This is a genomic window from Leisingera sp. SA32 (genome assembly GCF_056033425.1).
In genome coordinates this window covers 21,176-44,760 of the sequence record NZ_JBVYHB010000016.1, presented here as the reverse complement: position 1 = coordinate 44,760, position 23,585 = coordinate 21,176, and the positions used below count along the sequence as shown (strand labels likewise).

General features: G+C 66.7%; 22 protein-coding genes and 1 riboswitch. Of the genes, 13 read left to right on the top strand and 9 right to left on the bottom strand.

The window, feature by feature from the left end; all coding sequences use genetic code 11:
* Positions 1 to 8 precede the first annotated feature (8 nt).
* The 5 genes from AC0IPL_RS18365 to AC0IPL_RS18345 form a co-directional block, all read right to left on the bottom strand.
* Positions 9 to 1,943, bottom strand: coding sequence for a S1C family serine protease (locus AC0IPL_RS18365; protein WP_474276360.1), 1,935 nt, complete (start codon positions 1,941 to 1,943; stop codon positions 9 to 11).
* Positions 1,943 to 2,626: a hypothetical protein gene (locus AC0IPL_RS18360; RefSeq protein ID WP_474276358.1), complete on the bottom strand. Its 684-nt coding sequence runs from the start codon at positions 2,624 to 2,626 to the stop codon at positions 1,943 to 1,945. The genes AC0IPL_RS18365 and AC0IPL_RS18360 overlap by 1 nt, the downstream gene beginning before the upstream one ends.
* 274 nt (positions 2,627 to 2,900) lie before the next feature.
* Positions 2,901 to 4,331, bottom strand: coding sequence for a peptidoglycan-binding domain-containing protein (locus AC0IPL_RS18355; RefSeq protein WP_474276356.1), 1,431 nt, complete (start codon positions 4,329 to 4,331; stop codon positions 2,901 to 2,903).
* Between the two features lie 164 nt (positions 4,332 to 4,495).
* A complete protein-coding gene (locus tag AC0IPL_RS18350) occupies positions 4,496 to 6,112 on the bottom strand; it encodes a formylglycine-generating enzyme family protein (RefSeq protein ID WP_474276354.1) in 1,617 nt (538 codons plus the stop codon).
* A gap of 98 nt (positions 6,113 to 6,210) precedes the next feature.
* Entirely contained in the window at positions 6,211 to 6,879 is a 669-nt protein-coding gene (locus AC0IPL_RS18345; RefSeq protein ID WP_474276352.1) for an FMN-dependent NADH-azoreductase, read from the bottom strand.
* 131 nt (positions 6,880 to 7,010) lie between these two features.
* On the opposite strand from AC0IPL_RS18345, the gene AC0IPL_RS18340 reads away from it, so the two are divergent.
* Positions 7,011 to 7,928 carry a LysR family transcriptional regulator gene (locus tag AC0IPL_RS18340; RefSeq protein ID WP_474276350.1) on the top strand — a complete coding sequence of 306 codons (918 nt, stop codon included), beginning with the start codon at positions 7,011 to 7,013 and terminating at the stop codon, positions 7,926 to 7,928.
* 24 nt (positions 7,929 to 7,952) lie between these two features.
* Here AC0IPL_RS18340 and AC0IPL_RS18335 read toward each other — a convergent pair whose 3' ends face one another.
* Positions 7,953 to 8,879 (bottom strand): carbohydrate kinase family protein, encoded by a 927-nt coding sequence (locus AC0IPL_RS18335; RefSeq protein ID WP_474276349.1) that lies wholly within the window; start codon positions 8,877 to 8,879, stop codon positions 7,953 to 7,955.
* 187 nt (positions 8,880 to 9,066) lie between these two features.
* On the opposite strand from AC0IPL_RS18335, the gene AC0IPL_RS18330 reads away from it, so the two are divergent.
* The 3 genes from AC0IPL_RS18330 (at position 9,067) to AC0IPL_RS18320 (ending at position 11,438) form a co-directional block, all read left to right on the top strand.
* Complete coding sequence (locus AC0IPL_RS18330) at positions 9,067 to 9,288, top strand: hypothetical protein (RefSeq protein ID WP_474276347.1); 222 nt, start codon at positions 9,067 to 9,069, stop codon at positions 9,286 to 9,288.
* Between the two features lie 78 nt (positions 9,289 to 9,366).
* Complete coding sequence (locus tag AC0IPL_RS18325) at positions 9,367 to 10,371, top strand: Gfo/Idh/MocA family protein (RefSeq protein ID WP_474276345.1); 1,005 nt, start codon at positions 9,367 to 9,369, stop codon at positions 10,369 to 10,371.
* Between the two features lie 47 nt (positions 10,372 to 10,418).
* Positions 10,419 to 11,438: a LacI family DNA-binding transcriptional regulator gene (locus tag AC0IPL_RS18320; RefSeq protein ID WP_474276343.1), complete on the top strand. Its 1,020-nt coding sequence runs from the start codon at positions 10,419 to 10,421 to the stop codon at positions 11,436 to 11,438.
* A gap of 14 nt (positions 11,439 to 11,452) precedes the next feature.
* Here the strand turns inward: AC0IPL_RS18320 and AC0IPL_RS18315 are convergent, their stop codons facing one another.
* Entirely contained in the window at positions 11,453 to 12,391 is a 939-nt protein-coding gene (locus tag AC0IPL_RS18315; RefSeq protein WP_474276341.1) for a sugar kinase, read from the bottom strand.
* Positions 12,392 to 12,588: 197 nt separating this feature from the next.
* Complete coding sequence (locus AC0IPL_RS18310) at positions 12,589 to 13,605, bottom strand: nucleotidyltransferase family protein (RefSeq protein WP_474276339.1); 1,017 nt, start codon at positions 13,603 to 13,605, stop codon at positions 12,589 to 12,591.
* Between the two features lie 225 nt (positions 13,606 to 13,830).
* Between AC0IPL_RS18310 and AC0IPL_RS18305 the strand changes: the two genes are divergently transcribed.
* The 5 genes from AC0IPL_RS18305 (at position 13,831) to AC0IPL_RS18285 (ending at position 19,523) form a co-directional block, all read left to right on the top strand.
* Positions 13,831 to 14,727: a siderophore ABC transporter substrate-binding protein gene (locus tag AC0IPL_RS18305; RefSeq protein ID WP_474276337.1), complete on the top strand. Its 897-nt coding sequence runs from the start codon at positions 13,831 to 13,833 to the stop codon at positions 14,725 to 14,727.
* 4 nt (positions 14,728 to 14,731) lie between these two features.
* Entirely contained in the window at positions 14,732 to 15,688 is a 957-nt protein-coding gene (locus AC0IPL_RS18300) for an iron chelate uptake ABC transporter family permease subunit (RefSeq protein ID WP_474276335.1), read from the top strand.
* Complete coding sequence (locus AC0IPL_RS18295; protein ID WP_474276332.1) at positions 15,681 to 16,622, top strand: iron chelate uptake ABC transporter family permease subunit; 942 nt, start codon at positions 15,681 to 15,683, stop codon at positions 16,620 to 16,622. Before AC0IPL_RS18300 ends, AC0IPL_RS18295 begins: the two co-directional genes overlap by 8 nt.
* Positions 16,619 to 17,371 carry an iron ABC transporter ATP-binding protein gene (locus tag AC0IPL_RS18290; RefSeq protein ID WP_474276330.1) on the top strand — a complete coding sequence of 251 codons (753 nt, stop codon included), beginning with the start codon at positions 16,619 to 16,621 and terminating at the stop codon, positions 17,369 to 17,371. Before AC0IPL_RS18295 ends, AC0IPL_RS18290 begins: the two co-directional genes overlap by 4 nt.
* 172 nt (positions 17,372 to 17,543) lie before the next feature.
* Positions 17,544 to 19,523, top strand: coding sequence for a TonB-dependent receptor plug domain-containing protein (locus tag AC0IPL_RS18285; RefSeq protein ID WP_474276328.1), 1,980 nt, complete (start codon positions 17,544 to 17,546; stop codon positions 19,521 to 19,523).
* Between the two features lie 31 nt (positions 19,524 to 19,554).
* Here AC0IPL_RS18285 and AC0IPL_RS18280 read toward each other — a convergent pair whose 3' ends face one another.
* Positions 19,555 to 20,034: a MarR family winged helix-turn-helix transcriptional regulator gene (locus AC0IPL_RS18280; protein ID WP_474276326.1), complete on the bottom strand. Its 480-nt coding sequence runs from the start codon at positions 20,032 to 20,034 to the stop codon at positions 19,555 to 19,557.
* 137 nt (positions 20,035 to 20,171) lie between these two features.
* On the opposite strand from AC0IPL_RS18280, the gene AC0IPL_RS18275 reads away from it, so the two are divergent.
* From AC0IPL_RS18275 to nrdE, 4 genes are all read left to right on the top strand, one after another.
* Positions 20,172 to 20,456, top strand: coding sequence for a DUF2218 domain-containing protein (locus AC0IPL_RS18275; RefSeq protein WP_474276323.1), 285 nt, complete (start codon positions 20,172 to 20,174; stop codon positions 20,454 to 20,456).
* A gap of 73 nt (positions 20,457 to 20,529) precedes the next feature.
* Positions 20,530 to 20,721, top strand: a riboswitch (cobalamin riboswitch).
* 102 nt (positions 20,722 to 20,823) lie between these two features.
* Positions 20,824 to 21,045 (top strand): glutaredoxin-like protein NrdH, encoded by a 222-nt coding sequence (nrdH, locus tag AC0IPL_RS18270; protein WP_474276321.1) that lies wholly within the window; start codon positions 20,824 to 20,826, stop codon positions 21,043 to 21,045.
* Between the two features lie 4 nt (positions 21,046 to 21,049).
* Positions 21,050 to 21,466 carry a class Ib ribonucleoside-diphosphate reductase assembly flavoprotein NrdI gene (nrdI, locus tag AC0IPL_RS18265; RefSeq protein ID WP_474276319.1) on the top strand — a complete coding sequence of 139 codons (417 nt, stop codon included), beginning with the start codon at positions 21,050 to 21,052 and terminating at the stop codon, positions 21,464 to 21,466.
* A complete protein-coding gene (gene nrdE, locus AC0IPL_RS18260; protein WP_474276317.1) occupies positions 21,448 to 23,580 on the top strand; it encodes a class 1b ribonucleoside-diphosphate reductase subunit alpha in 2,133 nt (710 codons plus the stop codon). Before nrdI ends, nrdE begins: the two co-directional genes overlap by 19 nt.
* Positions 23,581 to 23,585: the final 5 nt, after the last annotated feature.

The following is a 23,585-nucleotide window of genomic DNA, read 5'->3' as shown; positions in this document are numbered from 1 at the left end:
GCTCCGGCTCACTCTGACTGCGGGGTCAGGGCCGGCAGCTGCGGCAGCGGGGCGACGCGGCCCGGGTCGGAGGCGGCAGGCTCAGCTGGTGCCGAGGCTGCGTCTGGGGCGCTGGCGGCCCGCGGCGCGGCGGGGCGGCGGATCTGCGGATCGCAGACCTGCGTCACCACCTGCGGCAGCGCGTCGGTATTGGCAAGAAAGCGGCTGAGGTCCGCGCCGGAGAGGGCAAAGTTCAAATTGCGCAAGGCGCCCTTCTTGACGAAGGTGTTGACCCCGACCAGACGGCCGCACATGTCGATCAGCGGCCCGCCGGAGTTGCCTTGCGAGATTGGCGCTGAATGCACCACCACGCGGGACCGGGCGTTCAGGGTCTGCTGCGCGGAGACGGTGCCGTCGGTCACCGCCAGCTCTGGCACCGCGGTGCGGTCGCCGGTGCGCAGCTGCTGGAACTGGGCGTCGCTTTGCAACAGATCGCCCGGATAGCCTGCGGCGATCACCGATTGCAGGCGCAGGCTCTCATCGGCCTCCAGCACGGTGAAGGCGGGTTGATTGGCCCCCGCCACCCGGAGCAGCGCAAAGTCGCCGCCGGTGGTTTCGAACGGGCCCATGGATTTCAGCACCTGCGCCTGCTGGATGGTGCCAAGCGCCTTGTTGGTGACATAGATCGCGTTGACGCCGGGGGCGGCGATGACGTGGAAGTTGGTGACCAGCAGGTCGGGGCCGACAAAGAAACCGGTGCCGCTGGACAGGCCATTTGCCGACGGCGCCAGCACGATGGCAGTGCGGTCTTCGATGTAGGCGAGCAGGGATTGGGTGTCCTTGGGGGCGTCGGCGACGGGCACCTGCACCCGTTCGGGATCCGGCGGCAGGATGGCTGTGCGGTCGGCGGGGCGGATGGCCCCGGGCACATCGCTGCGGTCCGAGGGGTCGGGGGGCAATAGCCCCTCGATGGTGCGCCCGTCGGGCATCAAGAGGGTGCCGTCAGCCTTGCAGGTGGCGCCATCCAGTGCGGTTTCCAGTTGCGCAAGCCGGGACTGAAGGGCGCGGTTGACCTCCTGCGAGGCGGCCAGCGCGGCTTCGTCGGAGACGACGGGACGGGCCTGCGCGGGAAAGATCCGGTTGCCCGGCACCAGCAGCCAGATCAGCACCGCGCCGGTGATGAGCAACAGCGCGAGTAGCGGCAGCCAAGCCCAGAGCGGCACCGGCGCCGCCGTGCCGTCCCGCGCAGGCGGCGTGGGGACCGGGGACGTGCTGGCGGGGCGGGAGTCGGCATCGGTCGCAGGATTGGCACCCGCCGCCATTGCGGCCGCCGTGCCAGCCGCTGTACCTGCTGCCATGCCCGCGGCGGGTACAGCGGCGGCGGTGGCCTGCGCGCTATGCGGGGCGGGCGGGGTTTCGGTGCCGTCCGCCGATGCGGCGGCGAGCGCGGCGCGTTCCGCGGCGTCCAGCGGGGGCGCCGTGGCCAGCGGCAGGAAGCGGCCCAGCGTCTGCTGGTAATGGGCGGCGCGGCTTTCGGGATCTGCGGCCATGCCAGCGGGCAGCATCCCCCAGTTGATGAGCACCGGAGTGCCGTCGACCGACCAGATGTCAGCCGCATCGCTGATGTGCAGGGCCGCGGCCACCAGCGGCCCGGTGTCGGCATCTTCCAGCAGCGGGCGCAGCGGGGCCAGGCGGCGGCGCAGCTCGGCGCCGAGCGTGTCTTGCCCGGCGCTGTCGAGCCGCGCCAGGGGCTGGGCAGTGCCTGCCGCGTCGCTGTACCAGGCGACGGAGGGCTCTGCGCCGCGGCTGAGCAGGGGTTCGGCAAAGAGCTGTGCGGCGTCCGCGCCCGCGTGGTCGCGCAGCAGGGCGGTCAGCCGGTCGTGCGCCTCCAGCACCGGGGTGCCATCTGCGGGCAGGCACTGGCCGGGATCGAAGCGGGTCTTTGTCAGATAGTGTTCAGCCATTACCTGTCCCTTTGGGCGCGGCGGAAATCGACGGTGGTGGCGCCACCGACCTCCGGTTGTTCGACCGCGCAGCTGGCAGTGCCGTTGTCCTTGAGCTGGCAGCTGCTGCGCAGCCGGTAGATGTAGCCGCCGTCGCTGCAGGGCAGGTCGCCGGGCTGTTCGATCACCAGATGGCCATCGGCATTGAAATGGCCCTGCACCGGGCCGCTGCAACTGTTGCCATTGTCGGCGTACATGTCCTCGCGCCCGCGGCCGCTGGCGTCAAAGCACATGACCCATTCGGTGTAGCGCGATTGGGCACCGGTTTCGCGGTTGGTGGTCACAAAGCGCGAGTCCAGTTGCCAGCAGCCCTCCAGCAGGCCGATCTGGCGGTTGTCCCAGTCCTGGCGGTCGATCGGCGGCGGTAGGGTGGCGGGTTGTGGCGGGGCGGCAGCGACGGGGGCGCAGTGTTTCCGCGCCAGTTCGCGTTCGCGCAGCAGAATGGTGCGTTCGAGGGTGCGGTTGGCGTTGCTGAGGGCGGCAAGCCGGGTCTCCAGTTGGCTTTGGCGGTTCACCGGACACCAGTCGAGCCAGCTGGGTGCGATGCGCCCGGCGGCGCCACAGGCGGGCAGCAGCGCCAGCGCCGCCCACATCACGAGGGCAATCAGCCCCCCGGCGCCGGTAAATGCCAAAATCGCACGCATGGTAATCACAGTGTCCTTCGCCCTTAACAAGTAAACGTCAGCGGGCGGACACGGTCAACGATAAAGCGGGCAGAGATCTGCGGCTGTCCGGTGGCGTCCATTGATGAGAAACCCCCTGTATTTCAGATTGTTGCCTGCACTGGCAGAGGGGCCGCATGGGCCGCAGGCCGCCCTGCGCGCCCCAAGGGGGCGCGGCTGTGCGGTGGGTCGGCGGGCCTGTCTGCGGCAGCGGACCAGCGCAGCCGGACCGCGCCTGCGGTGCGGCAACGGCGGGTCAGTTCTTCAGCGGTTGCAACGCGGGCAGCTGGCTGGCTGCGGGCACCACCCGCACCGCTGCCGCGCCGCTGGCGCGCTGGCGCTCCAGTTGCAGCGCGGTGCGGATCGACTGGATGCGCTCCTGCGTCATCGAGGGCACGAAGACCGGGGTTGCGCCCTGTTCAAGCGCGCCCATCGCGTCGAGATACCAGCTGCCGGCCATGTCGCGGTTGGCGGTGACCCCAAAGCCCTCGCGCAGGTGATGGCCGACGATCTCGCCATAGGGGCGGTGCCCGGCAGTCAGCAGGGCCAGCGCCCCGGCCAGTGCCATCTTGGCGTTGTCGAGCCGGTAGCCAATGCCGAGACAGATCTGGCCATAGGCGGCCGCGGTGGCCGGATCGGCCAGCCCCAGCCCCTGGGCCGTGGAGCGGGCGGAATCCAGCACTTGGTTCATCGGCGCGTTGGGCAGGCTGGTGATGGCCGGGTCAAAGGCGGTTTCGATCTGGCCGCAGGTGCCGGTCAGCTCGTTCTCGGAGACGGCAAACTGCGCCGCGACCGAGCCGCCCTGGGTGATGGCAAAGCCACGCGCCTCGCAGAATTTCTCGCTCAGCGCCTGGTTCGGGTCGGTCATGTTGGAGGCCATGATGACACCGCCCTGAATGCGGGTGGTCTGGTCCACCAGCTCGCAGCGGGCGGCGGCGGAGACGGCGGCCTGGCCGGTGGGTTGCAGCGGCTTCAGCGGCTGGATCGCGGCACCGGCGGCACCGGCAGCCGCGCCGCCAATCACCTGGCCGCCTGTCTGCGGCGAGGGGTAGGCGCTGCCGCCCTGGGCCTGGGGCTGGAGACCGGCTTGTTGCTGTGGCGGCCAATCGGCATTGGGATTTGCATAGCCCGGCTGTTGCTGTTGGCCGTTGTAGCCCCCGGCCGCCGGATCACCGTATCGGGCGGGGAAGCTGGGATCTCTGGCGATGTCGAGCAATCCGCGTGGGCCCCGGGCGGCCATGGTGCGCGGATAGGCATTGCCGGCGCCCGCGTTGAGGTTGTTCCAGCTGTCGATCAGGGTCTGGCGTTCCCAATCATTGAGCCGACCGGTCACCGGATAGCCCATGTAGCCCTGATAGCCGCGCACCGCCTCGCGGGTTTTGCGGCCGGGGACGCCGTCCACCGTGCCCGCATTGAACCCAAAGCTGTTGAGCGCGGATTGCATCTCGCGGTTTTGCTGGCGCTGTGCGGCGCTCATGCCGGTGGATTTGCGCGTGGTGCTGCTGCCGCTGCTGCGCTGGCGTTTCTTGCAGTTGATGGCGCCGGTGGCGCAGCCGATGATGGCCACCGCCCCAGCCCCCAGCAGGGCATCGCCGAGATCCGCAGTGGCGCGCTCCGCCGATGTCGTCAGGATAAAGGCGGACAGCATCGCGCCGCCAATCGATTTGGAAAGAATTTGCCGGGCCATAAGGAACTCCCCCACTCAGAGACTAAAAAATCGGTACTTTTATGCATCGGAACATCTAGGCCGCGCCGGTTACGGAAACCGTAATCCGGGGGGGAGAGATGGTCCGGAATGGCAGCTCAATTACAAAAAGTTTAGGCGCAATTGCAGCGTTTGCGCAAGCGCGGTCAGTCCAGCGCCAGCTGCAACAGCTGATCCTGAGCCATATCAGGGCGTTGCAGATAGGTGGGCAGATCGGCCCAGAAGCGGTCGACCATCGACCGCAGGCTGGTCTGCTCGGCGGCGGTTAAATCCTGTGTCAGGCTGTCGAAGGCGCGCTGGCGGGTGTCGGCGTCGACATCGGTGGCAAGGGTTTCCAGCGTGGCGCGATAAGACAGCAGATAGGTGTCGCGGCGCGCCCGCAGCGCCGTCAGCCGGTCCACGTTGAGGGTCAGCGTCTGCATCAGCTGGGCGCGCTGGCTGCCAAGAGTGACGTTGACCGTGTCGCGCAGGGCCAGGCTGTCGCGGGTCAGCTGGGCGATCTCGCGGCTGCCTTCGAGCAGGGTTTCCACAAAGGCGGCGCCGCTGAGCAGGGTGGATTTCGCCGCCTGGAACAACGAGTCCGCCGCCGCCTCGCGGGCGAGGCGGAACTCCAGTTGCAGATCGCTGAGCGCGGCCTTGCGGCGCGGGTCCAGCTCCTCCTCCAGGAGGGTGGTGAGGGCGGCGAGGGGATCATCGCCTGCGGTTGCCGGGCGGTCGGCCTCGGCGGCCCAGCTGTCCTGGATCTGGCTGTAGCGGTCCTCGGAGACCACCGCGGCCGAGATCACAAAGCGCGCGCCGAAGAATTCACCGGCCAGCGGCTGGCCGCTGCGCGGGTTGAACAGCGGGTATTCGCTGCGCCGCGCGGTGTAGATCTGCGCCGCCTCCAGGTCGGCAGAGCCGCCGCGGGTGACCAGCCCGCCGGTCTGGCCGTGGCTGCGCCCGATGGCGTTCATGCGGAAGGGTTCCAGCATCAGCTCCTCGGCGTTGCCGTAGATGTCCAGCAGGCCGAGCGGGTTGGGCTGGCGCCGCGCGCCGGTGATCGCCAGCCCCTTTGTGCCGCTGCCGGGCGCAAGGTAGACGGCGTAATCCGTCAGCGCGCCCTCGGCAAAGAAGTGCCGCGCGGCAAAGGCTGCGGCATCGGCGCGGGCACCGCCGCGGGCGGCATATTCCCATTCGGGTTCGGTCGGCAGGCGCACAAAGCCGAGCCGGTCGCCCTGCCGAGGCAGGCTGGCGCGGGCGTTCTGCATCAGCCACACGGTATAGGCGCGCGACAGGTCTACCGCCTCGAACCAGCTGAGGCCGCCCTTGGCGCGGGCCTGCACCGGTTTGAACGCTGCGGCGCAGTCGCCGGTCAACGCGCGATGCTGGGCCTCGTTCAGCTCATATCGGGCCAGGTAGTAGTAGCTGACATTGGCCTGCGCATCGTCGAAAGCGCCGCGCAGATGGGTGGGTTTGAGATAGTCGGAGAAGGCGGTGCGGGCCTCTGACTGGCCCATGCGAAAGGCGCGGTCCGACAGCGGGCTGGTCAGATCCACCGGTACGCTGACCCGCTGAAACGCCATGCCGCCGCCGCAGGGCATCGGCAGGATCAGATCGGCGGGGCCGTGAAACTTGCCGGACGGGTCCACCAGGATCTGCGGCCAGTCAACCGCCGGTGGCGATGCCGTCGCGGCGGTTTCGGCAGGCGCGGCGACGGGTTGGGCGCAGGTCAGCCGTGCGGCGACAAGGAGGGGCAATAAACACAGCGCCAGTGGTCTGATCATACCGCGAAGTCTCCGGCTGCGAGGTGGTAAGACACGCGGGCCATCTTGCATGGCCCCGTGACATTGTAAAAGGGCCATCGCAACCGGAGGGGGCGGGTTCAGGCGGCGCGCGCGCCTGCGGTGGCCAGTTCCGCTGCCAGTGCGCGGGTGCGCTGCTCGGCCGCGGCGATGGAGGCTTCGTGGCGGGCGTCCTTGAATTCCTGATACTCGATGCTGACGGTGTCGATGGCGTCCGGCGCCACGCCGAGATAATGCGCGCAGGCCGCGATTGCCGGGTCCAGCGCGTTCAGATGCGCGCGGATGCCGCCGGGGGCAAAGCCGAACTCCCCTCTGGAGGACAGCACCACAAGGCGCTTGCCCGACAGCAACGGCGCGATCGGGTAGTCGCCGCGGGCGAGGTCGAAGGAGAAGGTCTTGCCGATGCGCGCGACCTGATCGAACCAGGCCTTGAGCGCGGCGGGCATGCCGTAATTGTACATCGGCACCCCCATCACGATGAGGTCTGCGGCGGCGACCTCGGCAATCAGCTGGTCAGACAGCGCAAGGCTGGCGGCCATCCAGGGCGCGTGCTCCGCCGGGGGGGTGAAGGCGGCGTGGATGAAGCGGTGGTCGATCAGGGGCACCGGTTCCTGCGCGAGGTCGCGGGTGATCAGCCGGGTTTGCGGTGCCTGGTCGAGAACGGTTTCGGTGAACAGCTGGGTCAGGCGGCGGGTCAGCGAGCGATCCTGCAACTGGGCGCTGGCGTCGATGCGCAACATGGTGGTCATGGTCAGTCTCCTGCGGTAGGTTTGCCCCAACTGAGTAGCGACCCGCCAAGGGTTTGGCGAAAGCGAATTTTTCAGCCCCATGATGAATGAGATTCAGCAAGGGGCGGCACCGGCTGCAAGGAGAACCGACGATGCGGCGACTGCCTCCGCTTCATGGGTTGCGCGCCTTCGAGGCGGCGGCGCGGCATCTGCATTTTGCGCGTGCCGCGGAAGAGCTGGGCCTGACCCCGACCGCGATCAGCCATCAGGTGCGGCAGCTGGAGGCGCAGTTGGGGGTGACGCTGTTTCACCGCTATCCCCGACCGGTGCGGCTGACGGCGGAGGGGGCGGCGCTGTACCCGGTGCTGCGGCAGAGTTTCGACGCGATGGCAGCGGCGGTCAGCGGGCTGACGCCAGGCGCGCAGGCGGTGCCGCTGACGGTTTCGGTGACGCTGGCCTTTGCCAGCCGCTGGCTGATGCCACGACTGCCGCATTTGCAGCGCGAGACCGGGCTGCGGCTGTCGGTGGAGGCCGACAACCGGCCCGCCGGGCTGGGCGGTGGCGGGGCCGATTTTGCGGTGCGTTACGCGGTGGACGCAGGTGCGGGTGCGACAGAGCGTTGGGTGCAGCTGTTTTCAGACCATCTGGTTCCGGTCTGTGCGCCGCAGCTGCTGGCGGACCTGAAGGCGGATGGGCCTGTGGCTGCGGCGGATGTGCTGCGGCTGCCGCTGATCGACTACCGCTGGAGCCGCAGCGACGCGGCGGCGCCGAGCTGGCAGCGCTGGAGCGCGGGGGCGCAGACCGGCGGCGCGGTGCCGCGGATTGCGCAGCATGTCTCGGAAGAGCTGCACGGGCTGGATGCGGCGCTGGCCGGGCAGGGGGCGGTGTTGGCGTCCTCGGTGCTGATCGACGGCGCGGTGGCGGCGGGGCGGCTGCGGGTGCTGTCGGATCACGTGCTGCCGGGGCGGACCTATTGGGCGGTCTGCCGCAGCGATCATCCGCGCCGGGCCGAGGTGGAGCGCTTTGCCGACTGGGCGCGGGGCGCGGGTGCGGCTGATCCGTCGGGCTGACCGCCCCCGCGCCTTGTGCGCGGTCTACAGCTCTGATGCCCAGGGCGGGTTGGCGCCCGCGCGCGAGACGGTCACCGCCGCCACGCGGGCGCCATGGGCCAGTGCCTCGGCCAAGGCGTGCGGCGACAGGTCGGCCAGCGCGGCGCGGGTCAGATGGCCCTGCTGCCAGAGGCTGGCGAGAACGCCCGCATTAAAGGTGTCGCCCGCGCCGACGGTATCGACGACCGTGGCCTTGGGGGCGGGCACCTGCACCGGGTCGCGGCCGGACAGATAGCCGGTGGCACCGGCGCTGCCACGGGTGACGATCACCAGCGCGGGACCGCGGTCGTGCAGCCGGGCGGCCTTATCGGCCTCGCTCTGGGCTTCGGGCAGCAGCCAGTCGAGATCCTCGTCCGAGACCTTGATGATCGCGGCATGGCGCAGCATCCGGTCGAGCCGGGCGCGATAGCTGGCGGCGTCCCGGATGAAGGCGGGGCGGATGTTGGGGTCGAGCATGACCGCGCGCGCGCGGCCTGCGCGTTCCAGCAACGCGGCATAGGCCTCGGCGCCCGGTTCGCAGGCGAGGCTGATGCCGCCGAAATACAGGGCCGTCACGCTGTCGGGCAGTGTCGGCATGTCGTCGGGTGTCAGCATTCGGCCGGCGGAGTTTTCGTCAAAGAAGCTGTAGCTGGCCTGACCGTTCTGCAACTGCACGAAGGCCAGGGTGCTGGGCCGGTCGCTGGCCACGGTCAGCGCGGTATCGACACCGCTGTCGTGCAGCGCCTGCCGCAGCTGTTGGCCGAACAGATCATTGGACAGACCGGTGACCATGCCGGTGTCGACTCCCAGCCGACCCAGCGCGATGGCGGTGTTGAACACGGCACCGCCGCAGTTGGGCACATAGGCTGCGGCCCCGTCGCGGCTGGAGGTGGGGATCATGTCGATCAGGGCTTCGCCACAGCAGAGGATCATCAGGGCACCTTTCGAAGTCACACGGGTCGCAGTCGCACGAGTTTTCAGTCACGGGGCAGGCCCGCACGCAGGCCTGCGATTCCGCGAAACAAGCCGAAAGTCAGGGGGGATGTCAATTAGTTTATGAACTTTACAAACTAACGGCGCAGAGGTTAGCTGCGGGGGAGTGGAGGGCAAGTCATGGCCGGTGAGAGCGCGCGCCGCGGCGTCGCGGCCCCAGACACGGGTGCGGCGCTGGATCGCCGGGCTGGACACGCGCGGGCTGATCCTGCCGCGTATCGACGCGGGCGAGGTCGGCGCCAATGCGCGCGCCATCGGCGCCGCCTGCTGCCCGATACTGGAACAATATCAACTGAATGGTCTTGTAGCCCCCGCTGCCTTCGCAGCGGCGGTGGAGGGGATGCTTTAAGGTGGCGGGCAACCGCCAAGGTCAGAGAGTGGCATGGTCCCGCAGCCGCGGCACCGGTTGAGAAGGGAGAGGAATGATATGAAGTGGGCATTGATCGGGGCAAGCACGATTGCCAGCGAAAACATGATCGGCGCGATCCGTGCGCAAACCGACGCCGAGATCGGATGGGTTGTCAGCGGCAATGCGGAGCACGCCGAGTCCTACGCCGAGTCGCATGACATCCCGCGCTGGACGACTGATCTGGCCGAGGCCTTGGCGGATGGGCAGGTGGAGGCGGTCTATATCTCCTCGACCAATGAAAAGCACCATCCGCAGGCGCTGGCGGCGATCGCCGCGGGCAAACATGTGCTGTGCGAAAAGCCTCTGGCGATGACCCGCAGCGAGGCGCAGGAGATGATCACCGCCGCCCGCGAGGCGGGGGTGGTGCTGGCGGTGAACCACCACCTGCGCAGCTCCTCGGCGATTGGGGCCATTCGGCAGGTGCTTGACGACGGCGCGCTGGGTGAGCTGCGCTCGGTGCGGGTGTTTCATGCGGTGGTGCTGCCGGAGCATCTGCACGGCTGGCGGTTGGACAAGCCTGCGGCTGGCGGCGGGGTGATCGCCGACATCACCGTGCACAACGCCGACACGGTGCGCTTCTTGTTGCAGGAGGATCCGCAGTTCGTGGTGGCGGAAAAAGGGGCCAGCGGGCTGGGCGACGGGGTTGAGGATTCTGCGATGTCGGTCTGGACCATGCCCTCGGGGGTGATGGTCTACAGCCATGAGAGCTTTACCCATCCTTTTGCCGACAACGGGCTGGAGATCCACGGCAGCGCAGGATCCCTATATGCCCGCGACGTCATGCAGGAGGGGCCGGAGGGTGAGATCACGCTGGTCACAGCCGAAGGACGGCGGCAGGTGTCGTTTGACTGGGTCGGCGCCTATGAAACGGTGGTGGCGGCGTTTGAACGGGCCGCTGCGGACGGCGGCGCGCCTGCGGCCAGTGGCGTGGACGGGCTGAAATCGCTGATGGTGGCGGATGCGGTGCGGCAGGCGGCCGTGACCGGCAAGCGGCAGGCGCCGGATTACGGCGATCTGGCGTAACCGCGGCGGGCCGTGCGCAAGCGGGGGCACAGCAGGGGGCAGCGATCATGGCACGCAGGCCGACGATCATAGATGTGGCGCAGAGGGCCGGCGTGTCGAAGTCAACCGTCAGCCTGGTGCTGCGCAACAGCCCCACGGTGCGGCAGGAGACACGGGCGCTGGTGCGCCGGGCGATGGCGGATCTGGGCTATGTCTACAACCGCGCCGCGGCCAACATGCGGATGGCGAACGCCGGGTTGATCGGCCTCGTCATCAACGAGCTGCGCAACCCGTTCTTTGCCGAATTCGCCACCGCCGTGCAGAGGGCGCTGGCGGACCGGGGCTATGCCGCGGTGATCGCCAACGCGGGCGAGGATGCCGGGGCGCAGCATCAGGTGGTCGGCTCGTTGATCGAACACGGGGCGTCGGCGCTGATCCTGTGCCCGGCCTATGGCGACACGGCCGCGACCTTTGATGCGATTTCGCGGGCGGGCGTGCCGGCCATGCAGATGCTGCGGCAGGTGGACGACAGGTTGGATCAGTTCCCGTTCATGGCGCCGGATTACCATGCGGGTGCGCGCGCGGCGACGCGGCATCTGATGGACCGCGGCGCGCGCAGGGTGGCTTTTGTCGGCGGTCTGACGGGGCGCGGCGTGACGCAGGAGCGCGAAACCGGGTATCTGGCCGAGGTCGCGCAGGCTGGGCTGGCGCCGCTGGTGCTGACCGGGGAGTCGACCCGCGCCTTTGGCCGCGCCAGCGCCGCGCAGCTGCGGCGGGCGCACCCGGATGTAGATGCCGTCCTGTGCTTTAACGATCTGGTGGCGCTGGGGATGCTGGCGGGATTTCACCAGCAGGGCGTCCGGGTTGGCACGGATGTCCTGGTCTGCGGTTTTGACGACATCGAGGAGGCGACGCAGAGCTATCCGCCGCTGACCTCGGTGCATTGCGATATTGTCAGCCTCGGCCGGCAGGCGGCCGAGACGATGGTGCGCTGGCTGGACACCGCAGAGCCGCCGCCGCCCAGCAGTCGCACGCCGGTCAGCCTGTCACTGCGGCCCTCGAGCCTCGGGTCAGGTGGCGGGGGCTAGGCACGTGGCATGGATCAGCCGGCGGCGGGGATGCGGGGCACGCGGCCTGCGGGCAGGCGGGCGCCGAAATGGCACAGCACCTCGGCGGACATCGCCTGACCGTGGCGCACCGCGTCCTGCGGCGCGTGGCCCAGGTAGCGCGCCGCCAGATAGCCGGCGTTGAAGGCATCGCCGGCGCCGGTGGTGTCGCAAATGCCCGCGACGGCGGGGGTTGCGATGGTTCTGTCCTGCCCTTCGTGGCGCAGGGCAACCGCATCGGCACCGTTCTTGACCACCACCTCCGGCACGCCAAGCGCCGACATCCGCGTCAGCACCGCCTGCGGGTCGGCATCGTCCCAGTTCGCCTGCTCGTCGTCAAAGCTGGGCAGGGCAATGTCGGTCACTTCAAGGAAGGCGGGGATGGTCTCGCGGACCTCTGCGATGGAGGACCACAGGGCCGGGCGAATGTTGGGATCAAAGGAGATCACAGTGCCCCTGGCGCGGGCCGCCGCCAGCGCCTTGAGCAGGGTCTCGCGGCCCTCGGGCGGCAGGATCGCCACGGTGATGCCGGAGAGATGGATCAGCCCGGTGTCGGCAAAGGTCTGCGCCAGCCAGGCGGGATCATCGGCCAGCTGCCGCGCCGCCGACTGGCCGCGCCAGTAGTGAAAGCTGCGCTCGACTCCGTCCAGTTCGATCAGGTAGAGCCCCATGTTGCGCCGCGGGTCCCGCGCGAGGGTGCTGGCATCCAGCCCGTCCGCGGCGAGGCCGGCGGCAAATTCCTCTGACAGCGCATCCGCCCCGATCCGCGAGGCAAAGGCGGTGGTGGCGCGCTCGGCCAGCGTTTGCGACAGGTGCCAGGCGGTGTTGAACGTGTCGCCGGCAAAGCCGCGGCGGTACTGGTCGCCGCTGACCGGGGCCATTTCGACCATTGCTTCGCCGATGGCAACCAGCCGGGGAAAGGGAAAACGTCTCATGGGGTCACCTCCGCTCGTTCAGATGCACAACCGCGCCGCGCGGTCGCGCAGGTCCGGCGCTGTCATAATAGGTCTGGCACGTTCATCACAAAGCGCCCGGGCCGGGGCCTGTGGAACGTTCCAGACGGGGTAGTGCGCCGGTGCGGTCTTGTCAACGATCGCGCAGGGCACTGGGACACTGCGACAGGGATGCAGGCCTAGAGTGCCGCCAGCCGTGCGCGGCTCTGTGGCATCAGGGCCAGCGTCCGGTCCAGCCGCTGGCGCCAGGCGGGGCCGTTTTCCTGGGCGTGTTCATAGGCGTCGGCCAGATCCTCGGGCCGGGTTTCGGCCAGCGCCTCGATCAGAAAGGCGGCTTGGGCGCGGTCCTTGCGGGCTTTCAGATCCTCGGCGCGGCCCCGGCGGCGGCTGGCGACGATCAGCTTGTGAATGGCAAAGCGCTCGGGGCGCGGCACCTGCACCAGAACCCCGCTGCGATAGAGCAGCGGCACCTGCACCGGCTCGGCGATCAGGTAATTCAGGTAATGCAGGCTCTGGGCGCAGACGCCAAGGGCGGGCAGGTCGCGCAGGCCCTCCTCGGCGCTGAAGGAGGGGGTGAGGAATTCCACCAGCGTGGAGCGATCGGTCTGCCGCCAGCGCCAAGTCCGGCCCGGCTCCAGCGCGGGCAGGGGGTCGAATTTCAGCTGCGAGAAGACCTCTGTCAGCGGCTCATCCACCTGATCCTTGAGCGCGACAGAGAGCCGTTCGAAGCTGGCGATGTCGATGTCGTCGGTCACCGCTGATTGGTCAAAGCCGATGCGCAGACCCAGCTCGCCCTCGTAAAGGCGAAAGGCATGGGTGCCGACCAGGGTGCCGCCCAGCCGGAACACCCCAGCCCGGGCCATCGCCATCAGCACCTGGCCGGTCTGTGCATCGGGCATCAGGTAACCCTCGGCCCGCAGCACCCGCATCAGGCGGGCCCGTTCGCGCGCGCTGACCTTGGCCTGGCGGGTGATTTCGGCCTGCCGTTCAAGCCGCGCGCGCAGCTTTGGCGTGTCCTCGCCGATGTAGCGGTCGACCACCTCGGTGCCGAGGCGGTAGCGGTCGTACCAATAGTGTTTGTTGCCGATGGCCTTGCGCCGGGGGCTGCCCCTGAGCGCGCCGAGGCTGCTGTCCTGCAACAGGCGCAACAGCTCAGTCCAGGCGGCGGTGCCGATGGCGCTGTGGGGGTGAATCATGGTCGCTACCCTACAAACTATTTTCTGTAGGGTAGCGTAGACGGCCGGATTACCCAACAAAAAATAGTTTGTGGGGTAGGCCGGTTTCCGTGGGAGTGGGCAAACTGTGCATCAGATATGGTCTTTGGCGGTGGTCTGTGGCATGGAAGCGCCAGCCAGTGACATGCCCCGGCATGGCGCAAGCCCGAAATCCTGAATATCGCTGTATTTCCAAGGGGGCCATTCATGGTTTTCCGTACGCTTGCCTGTGTTGCCGCATTGATGACCGCCACGCCGCTGCTGGCTGATACCGTCACCGTCGACACCTATCGCGGCGCCGCTGAGGCACCGCTGAACCCCAAGACCGTTGCCGTCTTTGACGTGGCCGCGGCTGATACGCTGGAGGCGCTGGGGGTGCCGATTGCCGGTACGCTGAACGCGCTCTACGTGGACTATCTGGACGAGGTGGCGAAGAAGGCCGCTGATCTCGGCACCTTCTGGGAGCCGGATGTGGAGGCGCTGCACGCCATGGCGCCGGATCTGATCGTGGTTGGCAGCCGCAGCTCCGACCAGGTGGAGCCGCTGTCAAAGATCGCACCCGCCATCGACATGACCGTCGGTTATGACACCATCGGGGAGGCGCTGGCCCGGCTTGACGCCTATGGCAAGATCTTTGACCGCCAGGAGCAGGCCGCCGCGCTGAAGGCTGATTTTGAAACCCGCCTGGCCGCGGCGCGCGCTGCCGCCGCGGGCAAGGGCACGGCGCTGGTGGTGATGACCAACGGTCCCAAGATCTCGGCCTATGGTCGCGGCGGGCGGTTTGGCTGGCTGCATGACAGCATCGGCCTGCCCGAAGCCGCGCCGGAGATCGGCAGTTCGGTGCACGGCGAGAGCGTCTCGTTCGAATTCATCCAGGAAAAGAACCCCGACTGGCTGGTCGTGGTGGACCGGCTGGCGGCTATCGGCCGTCCGGGCGAGAGCGCGGCGGCGACGCTGGACAATGTGCTGGTGCAGGACACCAAAGCCTGGGAAACGGGGCAGGTGGTCTATCTGAATGCGGCCGACATCTATATCGCGGGCGGCGGCATCCAGTCGATGAACCGCACCCTCGACCAGCTGACCGCGGCCTTCGAAGGCCGCTGACGCCGTGGCTCGCGCAACGCTGATCGCTCTGACGGCGCTGCTGGCGCTGGTCTGCGCGTCGCTGGTGGTCGGCGTGGCGGGGGCGGACGTGCGGGCGCTGCTGACCACGGGTGCGGGATGGGAGCTGATCCGCGACAGCCGCCTTCCGCGCACCCTGGCGGCGTTGCTGACCGGTGCGGCGCTGGCGGTGGCAGGGCAGATCATGCAGCTGATCGCCCAGAACCGCTTTGTCGAGCCGATGACGGCCGGGACCGGCCAGAGCGCGGTGCTGGGCATCCTGCTGACCTCGGTGCTGCTGCCGGGGGCGCCGCTGCCGGTCAAGATGGCGCTGGCGGCGCTGACCGCGCTGGCGGGCAGCCTCGGCTTTTTTGCCATCACCCGGCGGCTGCCGCCGGCCCAGCCGCTGCTGGTGCCGCTGGTGGGGCTGGTCTATGGCGGCGTGATCGGGGCGGCCACCGCCTATGCCGCCTTTCAGGCGGATATGCTGCAATATCTGGAAATCTGGCTCAGCGGTGAGTTCACGGGCGCCATGCGGGGCCGCTATGAGCTGTTGTGGTTGGCCGGGCTGGCGGCGCTGGCCAGCTATCTGGTGGCGGATCAGCTGTCGATCCTGGGTCTGGGCGAGGCGGTGAGCCTGAACCTTGGCCTCAACTACCGGCAGGTGGTGCTAGCGGGGCTGGTGGTGATCGCGGTGGTGTCGGGGCTGACAGTGGTGACGGTGGGGATGATCCCCTTTGTCGGGCTGGTGGTGCCCAATCTGGTCAGCCGCATGGCGGGCGACAACCTGCGCCGCAGCCTGCCGGTGACGGCGCTGGCGGGGGCGGCGCTGGTGCTGGCGGCGGATCTGGTCGGGCGGCTGGTGATCCCCCCGTTTGAAATCCCCGCCGCGACGGTGATCGGGATCCTGGGGGCGGCCGTTTTCCTGTGGATGCTCTATGGTCGGGGGGCGCGGGATGCGTGATCGGATGCTGTTGCTGGCGCTGGCCCTGGCGGCCTGCTGCGCGGCCTACCTGTTCACCGGGGTGAAGGGCAGCTGGGAGTTTGCGCTGATGTTCCGTGGCCAGAAACTGGCGGCGTTGCTGCTGGCGGGCACGGCGCAGGCGGTGGCGGCGGTGCTGTTTCAGACCCTCACCGGCAACCGCCTGCTGACGCCGTCGATCATGGGGTTTGATGCGCTGTATATCCTGCTGCTCAGCGGTCTGGTTTTCGGCCTGGGCGCGCAGCAGTTCCTGCTGCTGGACCGGCAGCTGGTGATGGCGGGCAGCGCGGTGCTGATGTGCGCTGCGGCGCTGGTGCTGTTTGGCGCGGTGCTGCGGGCCGGGCGCGGAGACCTGATGCGGATGGTGCTGACCGGGGTGGTTCTGGCGGTGATGCTGCGCTCGATCACCAGTTTCTTGCAGCGGATGATCGACCCCAATGAATACGCCGTGGTGCAGGCGGCGTCTTATGCGCGGTTTTCGCGCGCCGACACCGACCTGTTGGCGATTGCCGCTGTGCTGTGCCTTGGCGCGCTGGCCGCCGCCTGGCGGATGCGGTTCCGGCTGGACGTGCTGGCGCTGGGGCCGGTGGCGGCGGTGTCCCTGGGAGAGTCCCCGCAACGCAGCCAGTGGCAGGCGCTGCTGGTGATCTCCTTGCTGGTGGCGGTGTCGACGGCGCTGGTGGGGCCGGTGGCCTTCTTTGGGCTGCTGGTGACGGCGCTGACCTACCTGCTGCTGCCGACGCACCGCCATGCCGTGCTGCTGCCCGCCAGCGCGATGATGGCGGGGGTGGTCCTGACCGGCGGCCAATGGGCGATGGAGCGGGTGATGCATCTCAGCACGCCGCTGAGCGTGGTTGTCGAATTCATGGGCGGGCTGGTGTTCCTGACCTTGCTGCTGAAAGGGCTGAAACAATGATCGATATTCAATCCGTCAGCCACAGGGTCGGCCAGACGCAGATCCTGACCGATGTGTCCCTGCGGCTGGACCGCGGCGGGGTGATTGCGCTGGCGGGGCCCAATGGCGCGGGCAAGTCGACCCTGCTGTCGCTGATGGCGCGGCTACAGCCGCTGCAACAGGGACAGATCCGCGTCGATGACATGCGGCTGGGCGACTGCGACGACCGGGCGCTGGCGCGGAAACTGGCGATCCTGCCGCAGCAGGTCAATGCCTCCAGCCGGTTGACGGTGCGGGATCTTGTCGGCTTTGGCCGCTATCCGCACCACCGCGGGCGGCCCACGGCGCAGGACCGCAGCCGGGTCGAGGCGGCGTTGGCGCAGTTCGACCTCGCGCCCCTGGCACAGCGCCAGCTGGAGACCCTGTCGGGCGGTCAGCGCCAGCGGGCCTTTGTCGCCATGTCCTATGTGCAGGACACCGATTTCCTGCTGCTGGATGAGCCGCTGAACAATCTGGACCTGGCCGCGGCCCGCAGCCTGATGGCGCGGCTGCGGCAGCTGGCGGACAACCAGGGCCGCACCATCGTGATCGTGTTGCATGACATCAATTATGCCACCGCCTATGCCGACCGTATCGTGGTGCTGAAGGCAGGTGAGGTGGTGGCTGACGGCGCCCCGAGAGACACCGTGACCACGGCAATGCTGGAACAGGTCTTCGGCACCTGCGCCGAGGTCCACACCCTGGGCGACCGACCGGTTGTGCTGGTGTGATCCGGCCTGATCCAGCCTGATTTCGACAAGCTGCGGCAGTGCGGTGCGCAACGCGCCGTCGCTAACATGCACTTGCATGTGTCAAGTGGAGTGCCTAAAAGACCCGGGAAACCGCCACGCCAGCCCCGTTTCAGGGCAAGCCCAGCACCAACCTGAAACTTGGGGAAATACCATGGCCGTCTGTATCGCGCCGCGGGCCCGCCTTCTGTGCGGCACCGCTCTTACTGTCTTTACCGCTTTGCCAGCTGCAGCGCAGAATGTGCAAAACCAGGTCATCTCGCTCGATCCGATCGAGGTGCGCCAACTGGATGAAAAAGGCAACGCCGCTGACCGCGCGTCGTCGGTCTATGTCGCCGATGCCGAGCTGGAGCGGGCCCGGATGGGCAACGTCAAGGATCTGTTTGCAGGCATCGCCTCCGTGTCTGTCGGTGGCGCAATTCCGATCGCGCAGAAGATCTACGTTAACGGGGTCGACATGCTGAACATGGCGATCCAAGTGGACGGCGTGTCGCAAAACAACCGGGTGTTTCATCATGTCAGCGCCAATGCCTTTGACCCGGGCCTGATGAAATCTGTGCGGGTTGATCCCGGCGTCGCACCGGCGGATGCAGGCCCGCGCGCGCTGGCGGGCCGGGTGGTCATGGAGACCGTGGACGCCGAAGACATTCTGCCCGAGGGTCAAAGCGTTGGTGGCGTGGCGCGGGGCAGCTATGCGGAAAACGGCGGCACGGTGCAAGGCTCGCTGACGCTGGCCGGTGAAAGCAACGGGTTCGACGTCGTCGCCTATGCCAAGCGCGCCACTGGCGACAACTACGAAGACGGCGACGGCGAAGAGGTGACCGGCTCCGGCGCCGACATGACCGCGGGCCTGCTGAAGTTCGGCTATGAATCGGACCAAGGCAATCGGATTGAACTCTCCGCACAGCAGATTGAAGACAGCGAGCTGCGCAATTTCAAGCCGAACTTCGGCCCGGGCACCGATGGTGTATTTGCCTATCTGACCAAGCGTCAGAACTTTTCGCTGCGGTATGAGAACGTTAACAATACCGGCCTGTGGGATCCCTCGGCCACACTGGGTTACTCCTCTACGGATGTGGATCGCCCGAATGACATTTGGAACGGGTCGACCTATTCCACCTCGCGCACCTATTCTGTGGTGCTGCAAAACGAATTCCACCTGTCGGACGTGAACAGCATCACTGCCGGTGTCGATTTCCAGAACCGCAAAACCGAGATTGACGGCAGCTGGGTGACCAATGGCCTGACCTCGGAGGAAAGCGACAACATCGGGGTCTTTGCGCAGGCGCGACTGGAGCCCACGACCCGGCTGAGCCTTTCCGCCGGTGCGCGCTATGACTGGCAGGATTTCACCGGCCATGATTTTGATGCAACCGGAAACGTCCATCAATCGTCGCACAGCGGGGCCAGCGGCAACCTGTCCGTTGTCTACGATGTGACCGATAGCCTGTCGCTGCGCGGTGGCTATTCCTCCGTCTTTGGCGGTATCGATCTGGCAGACAGCTACACGTTCTGGGGGACGTGGGATTATACCGGCCTACAGGCGTCCCGCGCACAGAACATCGTTGTCGGTGCTGACTGGGAGGCCGGCAATTGGCGCCTGAGCGGTGAATGGTTCGAGACCGAAATCGACGGCGTGCGCAAACAGAACCGCACCATTGTCGGCAGCGAAGACTTCGCAACCTCCGGCTTCAACTTTGGTGCCACCTATGGCTGGGACAGTGGTTTTGCCCGCATGACCCTGTCCAACAGCGACGCCGAGATCAACGGTCAGCCCTCCAGCAGCTATGACCTGCGCGACATCGGGGCGCCGCTGGGTCAGGTGATTGCGCTTGAAGTGCAGCAAGAGCTGTCGCAGTACAACCTGCTGGTTGGTGGCAGCGTTCAGGCGGCGCTGAGCCATGACGCCCAAGGTGCCTATGCGACGCAGGAACTGCCGAGCTATGAGGTTGTGAATGTCTTTGCCGAATACAGCCCCGCGTCGCTGAACGGTGTGACCATCCGTGGCAGCATCAACAACCTGTTTGACGAGAGCTATTCGGACCGGGCGACCTATGGCGGTGACTTCAATGGCTTCTCGACGCTCAAGGAGCCGGGCCGCACCTTTGTCATCGAAGCGGTCGCCCGCTTCTGATGCCAGTTCCTGACGCCCGCCGCCGCGGGTATCAGGGCAGCAGCTTGATCAGCAGCCGCGACAGGGCATAGGCCTCCTCCGTGGTCAGGTGCGGGCCGATCTCGGCCTGCATCGCATCCCGGTAGGCAGGCCAGATCTTCGCATGCAGCCCCGCCCCGCGGTCGGTGAGAAACAGGATCTGTCGGCGCCGTCCCTCGGCGACGACGTCGCGCCGCAACAGCCCGGCCTTTTCCATACGGCCAACATGTCGGGAGAGGGCGTATTGCGGGACGAAAAGCCTGTCCTCCAGCGCCGCCATCGGCTGGCCCTGGGGGCCGGCGCGGTCCAGTTCGAGCAGGATCTCGTACCAGATCGGATCACTGATGCCATGGGTCTTCAGCGCCCGCGCGATCCGCGGGTGAAACTTGCGGTGGGCGCGCATGATGTTGAACCAGGCGCGGTTGTAGGACACCTCCTCCTGGGCGTCCGCGAAAAACGCCGCGTCCTGCGATTTGCCGGGCCGGGATGTCATGGTCGCGTCCTTCCAAGTCGCAGCGGTGCCAGAGGCCCAAGCACGGACCGGCGGCAGGCGGCAGGCGGAACGTGCTGAAACTGTTGAAAATCAATACCTGCCAGTACCTTGGCCATTATCGCTTGAAAGGAACAGCAATGCAAACACAGACGGTTTTCCAGTCTCCTCAGGCGGCGAGCTACCTGTCTCGTATGGTCAGCCATTTTGGCCACAAGATCCCGGTGGCCAAGACCCCGGAGGGGGCGGAGTTGCAATTCGTGTGCGGTGTGGCGCTGTTGCGGCTGGAGGGTGACCGGCTGCGCATGCACGTCACCGCCGCGACAGAGGCCGAACTGGCCCAGACCTGCGCGGTGGTGGAAAGCCACCTGCTGCGCTTTGCCTTTCGCGAGACGCCTGCGCCGCTGGTCTGGCAGGCCGGTTGAGGGCACCTGTGGGTAGCGCGCCATTTCCTGTGGATAGAGTAAACAACATATTGACGGGCGCCCCCTTCATGACCCTATATGGAGTGGCTTTGGTGCCTGTGATTCACATCAGAGGCTAAGAGGGAAACCGGTGCAATCCCGGTGCTGCCCCCGCAACTGTAAGCGGCGAGTCAAACCCCATATGCCACTGGCGCGGCTGCGTCGGGAAGGCGGGCCAGACGTTCGAGCCGCAAGCCAGGAGACCTGCCAGAGCTGATGAGACGTGAACCACAGGCGGCGGGCCTGGGTGCGTGGTCCTGCCCGTGGTTGCGGTGCTGGAACCGTGACCCTGTCCCCTTGTCCGCAGCAGCAGATAGGGACCAGACCAATGACCATTACCGTGTATTCCAAACCGGCCTGCGTGCAGTGCACCGCCACCACCCGCGCGCTGGATGCCCGCGGGCTGACGTATCAGGTGATTGACCTCAGCCAGGACAGCGACGCGCTGCAAAAGGTGCAGGACATGGGCTATCGTCAGGCACCGGTGGTGGTGGCCGGTGACAGCCACTGGGCGGGGTTTCGCCCCGACATGATCACCCGGCTGGCGTAACAGCTTGGCGGGCCTGGTCTATTTTTCCAGCGGGTCGGGCAACACCCACCGCTTTGCCAGCCGTTTGGGCCTGCCTGCCCAGCGGGTGCCGCTGCGCCACAGCCAGCCCTTGCCCCACCTCGACGCGCCTTTTGTGCTGATCTGCCCCACCTATGCGGATGGGCAGGGGCGCGGCGCGGTGCCGAAACAGGTGATCCGCCTGCTGAATCAGCCCCCTTTGCGGGCGCTGCTGCGCGGCGTGATCGGGGCGGGCAATCGCAACTTTGGCGAGACCTTTGCCCTGGCGAGCGATGTGATAGCCCGCAAATGCAACGTGCCGGTGCTGTACCGATTTGAACTGGCTGGCACCGAAACCGACATTGCCCGCGTGCGCGCCGGGCTACAGACATTCTGGGGGATGGAATGCTCGATTCCAGCGTAACACCTGAGCGCGACTACCACGCGCTGAACGCCATGCTGAACCTGTATGACGCGGAAGGACACATCCAGTTCGACGCCGACCGGCAGGCGGCGCGGCAGTATTTCCTGAGCCACGTGAACCAGAACACCGTGTTCTTTCACTCTCTGGACGAAAAACTGGGGTATCTGGTCAAGGAAGGCTACTACGAGGCGGAGGTGCTGGAGCAATACGACCGCGCCTTCTTGCAGCGGATCTGGGATGCGGCCTATGCGCATAAGTTCCGCTTTCCGACCTTTCTGGGCGCGTTCAAATATTACACCTCCTATACGCTGAAAACCCGTGATGGCGGCCGCTATCTGGAACGCTACGAGGACCGTGTGGTGATGGTGGCGCTGGCGCTGGCGCGCGGCGATGAGGCCACCGCGATGCAGCTGATGACGGAAATCATCTGCGGCCGGTTCCAGCCCGCCACGCCCACCTTTCTGAATGCCGGCAAGAAAAGCCGGGGTGAGCTGATCTCCTGTTTCCTGCTGCGGCTGGAAGACAACATGGAAAGCATCGGCCGCGGAATCAACTCGGCCCTGCAACTCAGCAAGCGGGGCGGCGGTGTGGCCCTGATGCTGACCAATGTGCGCGAACATGGCGCGCCGATCAAAGGCATCGAGAACCAGTCCTCGGGCGTGATTCCGGTGATGAAGCTGCTCGAAGACAGCTTTTCCTACGCCAACCAGCTGGGCGCGCGGCAGGGGGCGGGGGCGGTGTATCTTAACGCGCACCACCCGGACATTCTGCGGTTCCTGGACACCAAACGCGAAAACGCGGACGAGAAAATCCGCATCAAGACCCTGTCGCTGGGCGTGGTGGTCCCCGACATCACCTTTGAATTGGCCAAGAAGAACGAGGACATGTACCTGTTCTCGCCGCATGACGTGCAAAAGGTCTATGGCGTGCCGTTCTCGGACATCTCCGTCAGCGAGAAATACCACGAGATGGTTGCCGACCCGCGCATTCGCAAGCACAAGATCAACGCCCGCCAGTTTTTTCAGACCATCGCCGAAATCCAGTTTGAAAGCGGCTATCCCTATATCATGTTCGAGGACACGGTGAACGCCGCCAACCCAGTGGCCGGGCGCATCACCATGTCGAACCTTTGCTCGGAAATCCTGCAGGTGAACGAGGCGTCGGAGTTCAACGACGACCTCAGCTACAAGCATCTGGGCACCGATATTTCCTGCAACCTTGGCTCGATGAACATTGCCAAGGCGATGGACGGCGGCGATCTGGCGGGCACCGTGGAAACCGCCGTGCGCGCGCTGAGCGCGGTGTCGGAGATGAGCGCGATCGACAGCGTCCCATCCGTGCGGCGCGGCAATGACGAAAGCCATGCGATCGGGCTGGGGCAGATGAACCTGCACGGGTTCCTTGCGCGCGAACACATCCACTATGGCAGCGCCGAAGGTGTTGATTTCACGAATATCTACTTCTGTACGGTGCTGTACCACGCGCTGCGGGCCTCGAACAAAATCGCGCTGGAGAAGGGCGAGGTGTTCAAAGGGTTCGAACAGTCAAAATATGCCGATGGCACCTTCTTTGACGACTACGTCAGCGCCGACTGGTTGCCGGAAACCGACCGTGTGACACAGCTGTTTGCCGAGGCCGGTGTCAAAACTCCCGACCGCGCGGACTGGCAGGCGCTGAAGGCGGATGTGATGCGGCACGGGCTGTACAATCGCAACCTTCAGGCGGTGCCGCCGACTGGCTCGATCAGCTATATCAACAACTCCACATCCTCGATCCATCCGATCACGTCGAAGATCGAGATCCGCAAGGAGGGCAAGATCGGCCGTGTCTATTACCCGGCGCCCTACATGACCAACGACAATCTGGAGTTCTACCAGGACGCCTATGAGATTGGTCCGGAAAAGATCATCGACACCTATGCCGCCGCCACCCGCCATGTGGATCAGGGGCTGTCGCTGACGCTGTTCTTCAAGGACAGTGCCACCACCCGCGACATCAACCGCGCCCAGATCTATGCGTGGAAGAAAGGCATCAAGACCATCTACTATATTCGGCTGCGGCAGATGGCGCTGGAAGGCACCGAGGTGCAGGGCTGCGTGTCCTGCTCGCTGTGACGGTT